14 protein-coding genes are annotated in these 13,680 nt (G+C 59.8%); 7 read left to right on the top strand and 7 right to left on the bottom strand.

The genetic code is table 11. The annotated features are described in order from the left end of the window. Positions 1–235: 235 nt before the first annotated feature. The 4 genes from ACMYUN_RS09685 to ACMYUN_RS09700 all read left to right on the top strand — a co-directional run bounded on the left by ACMYUN_RS09685 (position 236) and on the right by ACMYUN_RS09700 (position 5,597). The gene (locus ACMYUN_RS09685) at positions 236–1,726 is read left to right on the top strand and encodes a leucyl aminopeptidase (protein ID WP_415763573.1); all 1,491 of its coding nucleotides are present in this window, start codon (positions 236–238) and stop codon (positions 1,724–1,726) included. Between the two features lie 57 nt (positions 1,727–1,783). Beyond that, entirely contained in the window at positions 1,784–2,212 is a 429-nt protein-coding gene (locus tag ACMYUN_RS09690) for a DNA polymerase III subunit chi (protein WP_310409312.1), read from the top strand. Between the two features lie 8 nt (positions 2,213–2,220). Next, the gene (locus ACMYUN_RS09695; RefSeq protein ID WP_039759176.1) at positions 2,221–2,622 is read left to right on the top strand and encodes a hypothetical protein; all 402 of its coding nucleotides are present in this window, start codon (positions 2,221–2,223) and stop codon (positions 2,620–2,622) included. A gap of 128 nt (positions 2,623–2,750) precedes the next feature. Then, the gene (locus ACMYUN_RS09700) at positions 2,751–5,597 is read left to right on the top strand and encodes a valine--tRNA ligase (RefSeq protein ID WP_415763574.1); all 2,847 of its coding nucleotides are present in this window, start codon (positions 2,751–2,753) and stop codon (positions 5,595–5,597) included. A 66-nt stretch (positions 5,598–5,663) separates the two neighbouring features. On the opposite strand, the gene ACMYUN_RS09705 is transcribed toward ACMYUN_RS09700, so the two are convergent. Beyond that, positions 5,664–6,056 carry a hypothetical protein gene (locus ACMYUN_RS09705; RefSeq protein WP_415763575.1) on the bottom strand — a complete coding sequence of 131 codons (393 nt, stop codon included), beginning with the start codon at positions 6,054–6,056 and terminating at the stop codon, positions 5,664–5,666. A gap of 203 nt (positions 6,057–6,259) precedes the next feature. On the opposite strand from ACMYUN_RS09705, the gene rlmF reads away from it, so the two are divergent. Continuing rightward, positions 6,260–7,279 carry a 23S rRNA (adenine(1618)-N(6))-methyltransferase RlmF gene (gene rlmF / locus ACMYUN_RS09710; RefSeq protein WP_415763576.1) on the top strand — a complete coding sequence of 340 codons (1,020 nt, stop codon included), beginning with the start codon at positions 6,260–6,262 and terminating at the stop codon, positions 7,277–7,279. Positions 7,280–7,481: 202 nt separating this feature from the next. Here the strand turns inward: rlmF and ACMYUN_RS09715 are convergent, their stop codons facing one another. Continuing rightward, a complete protein-coding gene (locus tag ACMYUN_RS09715; protein ID WP_003221909.1) occupies positions 7,482–7,763 on the bottom strand; it encodes an HU family DNA-binding protein in 282 nt (93 codons plus the stop codon). Positions 7,764–8,158: 395 nt separating this feature from the next. Here ACMYUN_RS09715 and yejK point away from each other — a divergent pair, with 395 nt between their 5' ends. Together yejK and ACMYUN_RS09725 are read left to right on the top strand one after the other, a co-directional pair. Continuing rightward, a complete protein-coding gene (yejK, locus tag ACMYUN_RS09720) occupies positions 8,159–9,163 on the top strand; it encodes a nucleoid-associated protein YejK (protein ID WP_039759184.1) in 1,005 nt (334 codons plus the stop codon). Continuing rightward, on the top strand, positions 9,163–9,513 hold the full coding sequence (locus tag ACMYUN_RS09725; RefSeq protein ID WP_039759186.1) for a glutaredoxin family protein: 351 nt from the start codon (positions 9,163–9,165) through the stop codon (positions 9,511–9,513). Before yejK ends, ACMYUN_RS09725 begins: the two co-directional genes overlap by 1 nt. A 118-nt stretch (positions 9,514–9,631) precedes the next feature. Here the strand turns inward: ACMYUN_RS09725 and ACMYUN_RS09730 are convergent, their stop codons facing one another. From ACMYUN_RS09730 to ACMYUN_RS09750, 5 genes are all read right to left on the bottom strand, one after another. Further along, a complete protein-coding gene (locus ACMYUN_RS09730; protein ID WP_415763577.1) occupies positions 9,632–10,567 on the bottom strand; it encodes a glutathione S-transferase family protein in 936 nt (311 codons plus the stop codon). 84 nt (positions 10,568–10,651) lie between these two features. Further along, positions 10,652–10,954, bottom strand: coding sequence for a GIY-YIG nuclease family protein (locus ACMYUN_RS09735; RefSeq protein WP_415763578.1), 303 nt, complete (start codon positions 10,952–10,954; stop codon positions 10,652–10,654). A 40-nt stretch (positions 10,955–10,994) separates the two neighbouring features. After that, complete coding sequence (locus ACMYUN_RS09740; protein ID WP_076565988.1) at positions 10,995–11,465, bottom strand: nuclear transport factor 2 family protein; 471 nt, start codon at positions 11,463–11,465, stop codon at positions 10,995–10,997. A gap of 190 nt (positions 11,466–11,655) precedes the next feature. After that, a complete protein-coding gene (locus ACMYUN_RS09745; RefSeq protein ID WP_415763579.1) occupies positions 11,656–12,960 on the bottom strand; it encodes a CynX/NimT family MFS transporter in 1,305 nt (434 codons plus the stop codon). Beyond that, positions 12,950–13,609, bottom strand: coding sequence for a FadR/GntR family transcriptional regulator (locus tag ACMYUN_RS09750; RefSeq protein ID WP_415763580.1), 660 nt, complete (start codon positions 13,607–13,609; stop codon positions 12,950–12,952). Before ACMYUN_RS09750 ends, ACMYUN_RS09745 begins: the two co-directional genes overlap by 11 nt. Between the last annotated feature and the right edge of the window lie 71 nt (positions 13,610–13,680).

Consider the following 13,680-nt stretch of genomic DNA (forward strand, 5'->3'; position numbering starts at 1 on the left):
CCATGCAGAGCGGTCGAAAAAAGATGCGGCATTATCCTGTGATTGGGGGCGCCTGTCACTGCGCACACTCATCCATCTCTGTAATCCTTTGCTCGAGGGTTGTCAGGCGCGGGGAGCGAGGTTCAAACTGCGGCCCTTGTCGCAGGCTTCGGCCTGCGCCTCTTCTCTTTATAAGCAGGCGATTGCGGACAACGTCGAACGCCTGCGTGTTGACCATTCATTCAGGGATCCGGACATGGAACTGGTTGTAAAAAGCGTTAGCCCAGAAACGTTGAAAACCGCCACCCTGGTGGTTGCCGTCGGCGAAGGCCGAAAACTCGGTGTCGCCGCCAGACTGGTCGACGAGTCGAGCGGCGGCGCGATCAGCGCCGTGCTCAAGCGTGGCGACCTGGCCGGCAAGGTCGGTCAAAGCCTGCTGCTGCACAGCCTGCCGAACCTGAAAGCCGAGCGCGTTTTGCTGGTCGGCGTGGGCAAGGACGAGGAACTGGGCGATCGTCCGTTCCGCAAAATCGTTGCCGGCATCCTTAACTCCCTCAAAGGTCTGGGCGGCGGTGATGCCGTGCTGGCGCTGGACGAAGTCATCGTCAAAGGTCGCGACAGCTACGGCAAGACTCGCCTGCTGGCAGAAACCCTGGTCGACGGCGGCTACACCTTCGACCAGTTCAAGAGCCAGAAAGCCGAACCGCGCGCCCTGAAGAAAATCACCCTGCTGACCATCAAGGCTGCGCAAGCCGAAGTTCAGCGCGCCGTGAATCACGCCACTGCTATCGCTAACGGCATGGCCTTCACCCGCGATCTGGGCAACCTGCCGCCGAACATCTGTCACCCGACCTTCATGGGCGAACAGGCGAAGAACCTGGGCAAAGAGTTCAAAGACCTCAAAGTCGAAGTACTCGACGAGAAGAAGATCAAATCCCTCGGCATGGGCTCGTTCTACGCCGTGGGCCAGGGCAGCGCCCAGCCACCGCGGCTGATCGTCATGCAATACAACGGCGGCAAGAAATCCGAGAAGCCATACGCGCTGGTCGGCAAGGGCATTACCTTCGACACCGGCGGCATCAGCCTGAAGCCGGGCGCCGGCATGGACGAAATGAAGTACGACATGGGCGGCGCGGCCAGCGTGTTCGGTACGCTGCGTGCGGTACTTGAGCTGAAACTGCCGATCAATCTGGTGTGCATCCTCGCCTGCGCCGAAAACATGCCAAGCGGCAACGCGTCGCGTCCGGGCGACATCGTCACCACCATGAGCGGCCAGACCGTGGAAATCCTCAATACCGATGCCGAAGGCCGTCTGGTGCTGTGCGATGCGCTGACCTACGCCGAGCGCTTCAAGCCGCAAGCGGTGATCGACATCGCCACCCTGACCGGTGCTTGCGTGGTGGCCTTGGGCGCTCATACTTCCGGTCTGCTGGGCAACAACGACGAACTGATCGACCAGTTGCTCAGCGCCGGCAAGGCTGCCGACGATCGTGCCTGGCAACTGCCGCTGTTCGACGAGTACCAGGAGCAACTGGACAGCCCGTTCGCCGACATCGCCAACATTGGCGGGCCGAAGGCCGGCACCATCACCGCCGCCTGCTTCCTGTCGCGCTTCACCAAGAACCTCAACTGGGCGCATCTGGACATTGCCGGCACCGCGTGGACCAGCGGCGGCAAGGACAAAGGCGCCACTGGCCGTCCGGTACCCCTGCTGACCCAGTACCTGCTGGATCGCGCCAAGGCCTGAAACTGCTGAAAGGCGGCGTCACTTTCGGGTGACGCCGCTTGCCGCCCTGGAACCGCAATGACCAAAGTCGACTTCTATATCCTGCCCAGCGCCGATCCTTCTGCACGCCTGGACTTTGCCTGCAAGCTCACCGAGAAAGCCTGGCGCATGGGCCACCGCATTTACCTGCATTGCAGCGATGCGGCCCAGCGTGACGATCTTGATGCGCGCCTGTGGGCATTCAAGGGCGAAAGCTTCGTGCCCCACGGCCCTGCCGACAGTGAACCGGACGGCTTGATCGTGCTGGGACTCGGGGAAGACTGTGGCGAGCATCAGGATCTGCTGGTCAATCTCGATCTGAAAGTGCCGGCCTTCGCCAGCAAATTCGCCCGAGTGGCGGAGGTAGTGGTGGAAGATCCGACCATTCGAGCCGCCGCGCGGGAGAGTTTCCGTTTCTACCGCGAACAGGGCTATCCTCTGCAAGACCACCGTTTACAGCGACTCTGAGCACTCCAATGGACACTCCGAAACCGCAACAAAAGGCCACGCATCTGCTGGACGATCTCGAATCGATCCGTCAGTTGCTCGGCGATGACAACCTGCAACCACCGCTGTTGACCGATACGGTCGATGACAGCGAACAGGAACAGATTCCGATGCTGTTCGATTCCGTCAGCAATGAGCCGGCGGCGGTCGAACAAGAACCAACGCCGGCCCCGGCTGCCCAGGTTGCCGCCCCGGTCGATAAAGGCCCGGACGCCCTCCTCCACCTGGACCGCGAACTGCGCGCCGCTGCGCAACTGATCATGCAAGACGTGATCGACGACTTCGCCCCGCACATCGAAACCGAAATCAAACGCCGCCTCGATGCGCGGATGGAGCGGCTGCTCGCCGCAGCTGCAAGCGGCAAGCTTTAAGCTGCAAGCCAAAGCCAAAGCAAATCCGCCGCGCTCCTCTTGAAGCTTGCAGCTTGTGGCTTGTGGCTGTCCCCACGGCTATACTTCCCGGCTTTTCCTGAATAAATGCCAATAGGGTCCCGCCGCGCATGGATAAGACCTACCAGCCGCACGCCATTGAAACTTCCTGGTACAAGACCTGGGAGTCCGAGAACTACTTCGCCCCGCAAGGCGCGGGCGAGTCCTACACCATCATGATCCCGCCGCCGAACGTCACCGGCAGCCTGCACATGGGTCACGGCTTCAACAACGCAATCATGGACGCACTGATCCGTTTCCGCCGCATGCAGGGTCGCGACACCCTGTGGCAGCCGGGCACCGACCACGCCGGTATCGCCACGCAGATGCTGGTGGAGCGCCAACTCGAAGCCCAGGGCCAGAATCGTCACGATCTGGGCCGGGAAAAATTCCTTGAGAAAGTCTGGGAATGGAAAGATCAGTCCGGTGGCAACATCAGCCGGCAGATCCGCCGCCTCGGCTCGTCCGTCGACTGGAGCCGCGAGCGCTTCACCATGGACGACGGTCTCTCGGAAGCGGTCAAGGAAGCCTTCGTGCGTCTGCATGAAGACGGCCTGATCTATCGCGGCAAGCGTCTGGTCAACTGGGACACCAAACTGCACACGGCGATTTCCGACCTCGAAGTGGAAAACCACGAAGAGAAAGGCTTCCTGTGGAACCTGAAATACCCATTGGCTGACGGCGTGAAAACCGCCGAGGGCAATGACTTCCTGATCGTCGCCACCACCCGTCCGGAAACCATGCTCGGCGACTCCGCCGTCGCGGTTAACCCGAACGACGAGCGCTACAAAGCCCTGATCGGCAAATTCGTCGAGCTGCCACTGGTTGGCCGCCGCATCCCGATCATCGCCGACGATTACTGCGACCCTGAATTCGGCACCGGCTGCGTGAAAATCACCCCGGCCCACGATTTCAACGACTACGAAGTCGGCAAGCGCCACAACCTGCCGCTGCTGAACATCTTCGACAAGAACGCCAACGTGCTGCCTGCTGCACAGGTATTCAACCTCGACGGCACGCTGAACGAGAGCATTGACGGCAAGATTCCGGCCGAGTTCGCCGGGCTGGAGCGTTTCGAAGCGCGCAAGCAGATCGTCGCCGCGTTCGACGCTGCCGGCCTGCTGGTGAGCGTCAACGATCACAATCTGAAAACGCCGAAAGGCGATCGCTCCGGCACGGTCATCGAGCCGTGGCTGACCGACCAGTGGTACGTGTCGACCAAGCCACTGGCCGAGCCTGCTATCGCCGCTGTTGAAGACGGCCGCATCCAGTTCGTGCCCAAGCAGTACGAAAACATGTACTTCTCGTGGATGCGCGACATCCAGGACTGGTGCATCAGCCGTCAGCTGTGGTGGGGCCACCGCATTCCGGCCTGGTACGACGAGTCGGGCAAGGTCTACGTCGGTCGCGACGAAGCCGAAGTGCGGGCCAAGCACAACCTCGGCGCGGACGTTGCACTGCAACAGGACAACGACGTACTCGACACCTGGTTCAGTTCCGGCCTGTGGACATTCTCCACGCTGGGCTGGCCTGAGCAGACCGAGTTCCTGAAGAAATTCCACTCCACCGACGTGCTGGTCACCGGTTTCGACATCATTTTCTTCTGGGTTGCCCGGATGATCATGATGACCATGCACCTGATGAAGAACGAAGACGGCACGCCGCAGGTTCCGTTCAAGACTGTGTACGTACACGGTCTGGTACGCGACGGCCAGGGCCAGAAGATGTCCAAGTCCAAGGGCAACGTCCTTGACCCGCTGGACATCATCGACGGCATCGACCTGGAAACCCTGGTGCAGAAGCGCACCTCGGGCCTGATGCAACCGAAACTGGCGAAGAAGATCGAGAAAGCCACCCGCGAAGAATTCGCCAATGGCATCGAAAGCTACGGCACCGACGCCCTGCGCTTTACCTTCTGCTCGCTGGCCTCGACCGGTCGCGACATCAAGTTCGACATGGGTCGCGTCGAAGGCTATCGCAACTTCTGCAACAAGATCTGGAACGCCGCGCGTTACGTTCTGGACAAGGGCGAAGATTGCGGCCAGAACGGCGAAGCTTACGAGCTGTCGCTGGCCGATCGCTGGATCATCTCGCAGCTGCAACGCACCGAAGCCGAAGTGACCCGTCAACTGGATCAATTCCGTTTCGACCTCGCCGCGCAAGCGTTGTACGAGTTCATCTGGAACCAGTACTGCGACTGGTATCTGGAATTGTCCAAGCCAGTGCTGTGGGACGAGAACGCGCCCGTAGAACGTCAGCGTGGCACTCGCCGTACACTGGTGCGCGTACTGGAAGTGGCGCTGCGACTGGCGCATCCGTTCATGCCGTTCATCACTGAAGAAATCTGGCAGCGCATTGCGCCGCTGGCCGGCATTCAGGGCAAGACGATCATGCTGCAGCCTTGGCCGGTGGCCAATGAAGAGCGCATCGATCCGGCGGCGGAAAACGACATCGAATGGCTCAAGGAACTGATGCTCGGCACGCGCAACATTCGTGGCGAGATGAACATCGGCCCGGGCAAGCCACTGCCGATCTTCCTGAAGAACGTCAGCGCTGACGACCAGCGCCGGCTGACCGAGAACGAAGCGCTGCTGAAGAAGCTGGCGCGTCTGGAATCGATCACCGTACTCGGCCCTGGCGAAGAGGCACCGCTGTCCGCCACCGCACTGGTGGGCGAGATGGAAGTGCTGGTGCCAATGGCCGGCCTGATCGACAAGGGTGCCGAACTGGCACGTCTGGACAAGGAAATCCTGCGTCTGCAGGGTGAAGTCCAGCGGGTTGGCGGCAAACTGTCCAACGCAGGTTTCGTCGACAAGGCCCCGGCCGAAGTCATCGAGAAGGAACGCGCCAAACTGGCCGAGGCCGAACAGGCCCTGGGCAAACTGGCCGAGCAGCACGCGAGGATTGCCAGCCTTTAACGGCAGATCGCATTGAAAGAGGGAGGCCGCAATGGCCTCCCTTTGTTTCATCCTGCTTTCAACCCTTCACTTCCCTAGGGCTTCTTCGCAATATTCCCCCGCAGCATTGATTAAGTCCACGTGAATGCTCTCGTGCTGTGGATTGCCGCGATTGAGCGTGAAAGACACTTTTCCCCATCCTGTTCGAATGGGTCTGATGTGAAGAAAATAATCGCCAATCGTTCTTTTTAAGCCTTCGGTCGTGTCTGTTGCCGTGACAAAGCCTTTGAGCGGTGGTGTCTGCGTTCCCTCTACCGGCTGCGTAAGTTCTGCATCTCTAAATCCCTCCCATACAAGCTCCCACGGCGAGCCGACCTGAGCTCCTGGCAAGGCGACTTTGACCTCGATTCCCTGTTGCGGTTTCGAATCGCAATTGATCATCCCGGAATCTGCACCGGGAAACGTAATTGATTGTGTCATGAGTGTTTTCCTTAACTTTAAATTGATTAGTTTTGGACGGCTGCGTTGTTTAGGATTGCCCTGACAGTGAACTTGAATAGAACGACAATACACACTGTCAAATATGACAGTATTTTAGACCGTTTACGCATAAGCAAACGCTATCGCTGAACAATGTGGGACAATACCCGCCACTTTCAGCCATACCCGAATCGACCACGCCCATGACTGCCCCCCGCACACCCAAACCTGCGCGCAAGAAGCCTGACGCCGCATCCCCGAGCAAAGCCGTCGAGCCGCGCGAGAAGGCCAGCCTGCATCCGCGCAATCGCCATCAGGGTCGTTACGACTTCCCGGCGCTGATCAAGACCATGCCGGAACTGGCCAAATACGTGATCACCAATCCGTACGGCAAGGAAAGCATCGACTTCGCCAGCCCCGATGCGGTGCGCGTGTTCAACCGGGCGCTGCTCAAGGCGTTCTATGGCATCCAGCATTGGGATATTCCGGCGGACTACCTCTGCCCTCCGGTTCCGGGGCGTGCCGATTACGTACACTTTCTCGCTGACCTGCTGGCGAGCATGAACGATGGCAAGGTGCCGCGCGGTGCGATCGTCAATGTGCTGGACATCGGCATGGGCGCCAACTGCGTTTATCCGCTGATCGGCAACAGCGAATACCGCTGGCATTTCCTCGGCTCGGAGATCGATCCGACAGCCGTGGCGGCGGCCCGAGCCATCGTGCAGTCCAACGATCTGAGCAAGGTCATCCAGCTGCGTCAGCAGGAAAACCGCAAGCACATCCTCATAGGCTTGCTCGAGCCGGGCGAGCGTTTCGACCTGACCATGTGCAACCCGCCGTTCCACGCCTCCATGGAAGAGGCGACCAAGGGCAGCGAGCGCAAGTGGCGTGCTCTGGGCAAGGCTGATCCGAAACGCAAGCTGCCGGTGTTGAACTTCGGCGGACAATCGGCCGAGCTGTGGTGTGAAGGCGGTGAAGCGCGGTTTGTGACGCAGCTGATCGCCGAAAGCGCGAACTTCCAGCACAAGGTGTTGTGGTTCAGCACACTTGTGTCGAAGGCATCGAACCTGCCGGCCATCGAGACAGCACTGAAGAAGGCCGGCGTGCTGGAAAGCCAGGTCGTGGAGATGTCGCAGGGGCAGAAGCAGAGCCGCTTTGTCGCCTGGACATTCCAGACCAAGTCCGAGCAGCAGATCTGGCGGCGTGAGCGCTGGGTTCGCTAAGACACAGCAGGTCCCCTGTGGGAGCGAGCTTGCTCGCGAATGCGGTATATCAGTGACATTGAAGTTGACTGACACACTGCTTTCGCGAGCAAGCTCGCTCCCACAATGGTTTATGGCATTCATGAGTCAGTCGTCAAATCACAGACACAAAAAAACCGTGCCCCGGATCACTCCGAAGCACGGTTTTTTTTATCGCTGCGTCTTACTTGTTCACAGCGTCGGTCAGGCCTTTGGCCACAACCAGCTTGATCACTTTCTTTGCAGGGATTTCGATGGCAGCGCCAGTCGAAGGGTTACGGCCAGTGCGGGCAGGACGCTCGGTCACTTTCAGCTTGCCGATACCTGGCAAGGTGATTTCGCCGCCGTTTTCCAGCTGATCGGCAACGATTTGGCCCAGTTGGTCCAGAGCGTTACGCGCGGTGGTTTTCGGCGCGTCGATAGCTTCAGCGATGTCGGCGATCAGTTGGTCTTTAGTAAGAGCCATGTAGTGTTCCTTCCCTATCAAATTCATATGGATTGCAGAGTGCAGTGTCAGCCATCGAGCCCGATCTTCTGGATCTGGCACCCTCGGCGATAACCACGACGAGTCGGGTTATAGATGCCGAAATCAGGGTTTGGTTCGACCTGACAAATGCTGAATGCACGCTTAACGCAGTGACTTCGCGCAAGACCGGGCAAAACTAGCACAGCGACAAGGAAATATCCGCCTCTAGCTACCCATTTGGTCAGCTTTATTGCGCTAAATCGGTAAAAAACCGCATAAGGCCGGCCTCTTGCCCCGGTTTTGCCCTTCGCCCCCCGCCAAAACCAGTGGTTGCGGTACACTGAGCGCTTTTTCGGGGGAGCCTGCCCTCCTCCCTTCCAACAGCCGAGAAGCCCATGCCGATCCGTCATTGCATCGTCCACCTGATCGACAAAAAACCCGACGGCACGCCTGCAGTTCTGCACGCTCGTGACTCTGAACTGGCCGAGTCCGCAGCCATCGAAAACATGCTCGCCGACCTCAATGAAAGCTACAACGCCAAACAGGGCAAAGCCTGGGGCCTGTTCCACCCGGAATCCGGCGCGTTCCCCTTCAGCGGCTGGCTGAAGGAGTACATGGAAGGCGGCCGTGACTTCACCGCGTTCAGCAAAGTGGCGGTCGAGCACCTGCAGAAGCTGATGGAAGAATCCAACCTGTCGGTGGGCGGCCATGTGCTGTTCGCCCACTATCAACAAGGCATGACCGATTACCTGGCGATCGCCCTGCTGCACCACAGCGAAGGCGTGGCAGTAACCGACGAGCTCGACGTAACGCCGTCGCGCCATCTCGATCTGGGCCAGTTGCATCTGGCAGCGCGGATCAACGTCTCCGAGTGGCAGAACAACAAACAATCCAAGCAGTACATTTCGTTCATCAAGGGCAAGAATGGCAAGAAGGTCTCGGAATACTTCCGCGACTTCATCGGCTGCCAGGAAGGGGTCGACGGCCCCGGCGAGACGCGCACCCTGCTCAAGGCCTTCAGCGACTTTGTCGAGAGCGAAGATCTGCCGGAAGACTCGGCCCGCGAAAAAACCAAGACCCTGGTCGACTATGCCAGCAGCCAGGCCAAACTCGGCGAACCGATGGGCCTGGAAGAATTGTCGGAGCTGATCGACGAAGAACGTCCGAAAGCTTTCTACGATCACATCCGCAACAAGGATTACGGCCTGTCGCCAGAGATTCCGGCAGACAAGCGCACCCTCAACCAATTCCGCCGTTTCACCGGCCGCGCCGAAGGCCTGTCGATCAGCTTCGAAGCGCACCTGCTGGGTTCGAAGATCGAGTACGACGAAGAGAACGGCACCTTGATCATCAAGGGCCTGCCGACTTCGCTGACCGATCAGTTGAAGCGGCGCAACTGATGCTCGGCAATGTGCTGAAAAAAGTCGTCCTGGTGCTGCTGGTGGTCGTGGTCTATCAGAACTGGGGCAAGATCGAGCGGCTCTTCAATCCCGCGCAAATGGTTTCGGAGCAGAAGCGGGCGCAGGCCAATGTCGTGCTCTACGCTACCGACTGGTGCGGCTACTGCAAACAGACCAAACGCTTTCTCGACAGCAAGGGCATTCCGTTCAAGGAGTTCGACATCGAGAAGGACGCCGACGCGCGCAAGGCGTATGAGGCATTGGGTGGGCGTGGGATACCGTTGATCGACGTCAATGGCACGTTGATTCGCGGGTTTGATCCGGAAGAAATCCTCGCTGCCCTGAAATAATCCACTGTGGGAGCGAGCCTGCTCGCGAAAGCGCTGCATCAGCCAACGACAATGTTGAATGATCCATCGTCTTCGCGAGCAGGCTCGCTCCCACAGGTTTTGCAGCTGACTTGATAAATCAGCGTGCTTCGATACGGAAGCCGAAGCGCGGGAAGTGCACATGCACCACGCCGCCACGTTCGTCTTCGCGGCGAATGATCAGCTCTTCACTGCCAGCAAACAGCAGCTCGCCTACCACCGGGTCGACGCCGTAGTCGATAGCGGCAATCGCCACTTGCTGGCCCGCCTTGAAGCCATTCGGATCAACGAACTGCTCATTCGGCAATGCCGCTGGCGTCGCGTTACGCGCGACTTCCAGTGCCTCGACGGAAGACATCTCGCTCGCTGCGCCATGGCCGAATCCCAACACTCGACCCAGCCACGCCGCAACTCCCGGATAGTCATCCACCAGCGGCGCCGTCACGTGGGTCGCCTTGAGAAACCACAGCGGATGCGCCAGGGCGAAGTCGGCAATCGACGGTTCGCCGAAGAGGAAGTCATCCTGCTCGCGCTGCAACTGCTGCTCCAGACGCGCCATGATCGTCGGCCATTGATGTTTGGCCTGCTCGGCGGACAGACGCGTAGCGCTGCCACCGCTGAACAGACCGGCACGGTCGGCCAGAAAAGCCTTGATCGCTTCCGGCGGCAATTTGCCGAAACGCACTGCCACTGATTCTGGCTGGAACACCAGGCTCACCGCGTGCTGGAACACCACCGAATCAGCCCACGCCGCAAAACTGGCGCTGGTCATTTCCTGGCCTTCGGGGAAGAACGCCGGCAGGGCTTTTTGCTGTTCCAGGCGTCGAGCGATCAGTGCGGTGTCGCAATAGATGTCAGCACCGATCTGCAACACAGGGGTCTTGCGGTAGCCACCGGTCAACGCGGTCAGATCCGGTTTCGGCATCACCGGGGAAATATGCACCGAACGCCAGGACAGGCCTTTGAAGCCCAGCAGCAGGCGGGCCTTCTCGGCAAAGGGAGAGGTCGGGTAATGGTGCAGAATCAACTCGGACATGCTCGGCTCCGCCGCTGGAAAAGTGAATCCGCAGCTTAACGCGCATTGCCGGACAGGCCTACCGATCTGGCTGATGGGAACCAATCAGTCAGATTGATAAGACGCGACAAGACATTCCTTGGCGCTCTTCTTGAGCTTTTTGATCAGCCGCTCCTGGCGCAAAGCATCACTTTTGTCGCGGCACAGTTCGGTGTAGACCAGCGCCATCGCCGGGCTGGAAAGAAAGAACCGCGCGCCTTTGCCGCTCTGGTGCTTGGCGAAACGCCGAACGGGGTCGTCGCTGATTCCGCAATACAACGAGCCATTGGCGGCACGCACGAGGTAGACGAACCAGGATTTGTTCACTGGCTCGGCAGCATCGACGGATTGTTCGCTAAGACTGGTCACTTCGGGATCTGAACGTGTAGGAAAACAGGCGGCGATCTTATCAGCGCCCGGCCTGAAATGCCTTCAGTCCCTTGCGCGCCTGGGCGCGGACGGCGTTGCGCACCAGCGGCGTCCACCCCAGTAGCAGGCCTTTGAAACCGAGCGCCTGCCGCGACCAGCGCCACAGATCGAAGTGGTCGTGATGCTCACAGATCTTGCCGTCACGGAACACGAAGCGGGCCTGGATATCGTTGATGACGATGTTGCCGGTCTGGCTGAACAGGTAAGTCGCCACCCAATGCGCGCCGCCCGTGCGCTCGTCGGCACGGACATTGTCAAAAGTCAGGGAAAAATCTTTGGCACGGGTGGTGAGCATGCGCCACATGTCGCCGGCATCGCGCCCGCGCAGTTCACCGAAGGCCGGATCACTGAAGACCACGTCATCGGTGTAGCAGGCGGCCATGGCTTCGGCGTCGAGGCGCTGAAAGGCTTGGTAGAAGCGAGTGATCAGGGCGCTGTGGGCTTCGCTCAAGGCAGTCTCCAAAGAAATAGGTACAGATTGCCAGCACCATAATCTGCCGCGCGCAGAAACACTATCGGCAATACGCAAAACCCTTGTGGGAGCGAGCCTGCTCGTGAAGGCAATTCAACATTCAACATCTATGTTGACCGAAACACCGCTTTCGCGAGCAGGCTCACTCCTACGTTTGCACCCAGTGCATTCAGATCTTTTCGCTTTGCACCTGCACATACAACGCGCGCCCGGCACCGAGGCCGGCAATGATCGCGCCGGTGCCAATGATGCCGAAAATCCAGCCGACGGCATTCCAGCCGCCGGTCCAGTCATGCACCACGCCCACGGCGAACGGCCCCATCGACGCCAGGGTGTAGCCAAAGCCCTGCGACATGCTCGACAGGTTCGCCGCGACATGTGAGTCACGCGAGCGCAGCACGATCAGGGTCAGGGCCAGGCTGAACGTGCCGCCCTGCCCCAGCCCGAGCAGAATCGCCCAGCCCCACAGACCTTCGATAGGTGCATACAGGCAGCCGAACAGCCCGGCCAGGGTCAACGCCATGACCACGACGATCGCCAGACGCTGATCCTTGCCACGGGTCGCCAGCCACGGCGCAGCCAGCGAACTGGCCAGTTGAATGATCACCGAACCGGACAACACCAATCCGGCTTGGGTCGGGGTCAGCCCGCGCCCGATGAGGATCGATGGCAACCAGCCAAACACAATGTAGGCCAGCGACGATTGCAGGCCCATGTACAAGGTCACCTGCCAGGCCAACGGATCACGAAGCAACCCGCGCACGCGATAGGCGACGTTGTGTGCGCCATGTTTGGAGCCGACTTGTGGCAGCCAGAAAACCGCCGCCACCAATGCCGGAATCACCCAGAAGCCCAGGCCCATGGCCCAGCTGTTACCGAAGTGTTCACTCAGGGGCACGGTCGAACCCGCCGCCATCGCTGCGCCCAGGCACAGGGCCATGGTGTAGACCCCGGTCATGGTCCCGGCGTGTTTGGCGAAGTCGCGTTTGACGATACCCGGCAGCAAAACGCCAACAATGCCAATGCTGGCGCCGCCGAGCACGCTTCCAGCGAACAGGCCGATCTCGCCGAAATTGCTGCGCAAGATGATCCCGCCGGCCAGTGTCAGCAGAATCCCCAGCACTACCCGCTCAGCACCGAAACGCCGCGCCAGAATCGGCGCCAGCGGCGCAAACAAGCCCAGGCACAGCACCGGCAACGTGGTCAGCAATCCCGCCTGCGCCGCAGACAGCCCGAGACTTCTGGAGACCTCGCTGAGCAATGGCGCCATGCTCGACAACGCCGGGCGCAGGTTGAGCGCCACCAGAATCAGCCCGAGCAGCAACAGCCAGGGGCGTTTTACCCACGGATGGCTTTGCTGGACCTGCTCGTCATCAGCCTCGGCATCGATCAGCAACTCCTCCAGCTCGGGCGAACGTTTCGACGCTGTGGATAACTCACTGCGGGACATGGTTTTCTCGGTTTCAAGGTTCATTGATCAACTGCCTCGACAAGGCTTTGGCCCGCTCCGGGTCGCGTTGTTCGACCGCATCGAGCAAGTCGATGTGCAGGTCGAACACGTCCTGACGGCGCGGGGAAATATTCAAGGTCTGGCGCAATTGCGCGCCGACGATGCTGGAGAAATAGCGATACAGCTCGCTGAGGGTCGGGTTGTGCGCGGCATCGACCAGTCGCCGATGAAACACCAGATCGCAGGCGATGTAAGTGTCGAGATCACCGTGATAGTGGCTGCCGCTGGTGCCGAGCGCTTCGCGTAGCGCCGCCAGATCCTCATCGGTACGGCGCAATGCTGCCAGGCCGATGGCCTCGACCTCAAGGATGTGTCGGGTCTCCCGGGCCTGCTCCAACGAGCAGCGGGACAACGCTTTCAGCGTATCCAGCGGATCGACCACCGCACGAAGATAACTGCCGTCGCCCTGACGAATTTCAATCAGCCCGGAGAACGCCAGAACACGCATCGCCTCACGCACGGTATTGCGGCTGATGCCCAGTTCGGCACACAGCTCCGGCTCGGTAGGCAAGCGCTCGCCGACCCGCCACGCACCGCTGTTGATGCGCTGGCGTAGCTGTTCCAGCGCCTGATCGACCAGGGATCGCTTGATCAAAGGGGAAATTTCAGACATGAGCCTCGCCTTTTCATCCAATCATAGGATGAATTTTCCGACATGTTAGTCAGACCCATGTAGGACGGCAA

The sequence above is a fragment of the Pseudomonas sp. CP4 genome, assembly GCF_047758505.1.
Classification (GTDB): domain Bacteria; phylum Pseudomonadota; class Gammaproteobacteria; order Pseudomonadales; family Pseudomonadaceae; genus Aquipseudomonas; species Aquipseudomonas fluorescens_AO.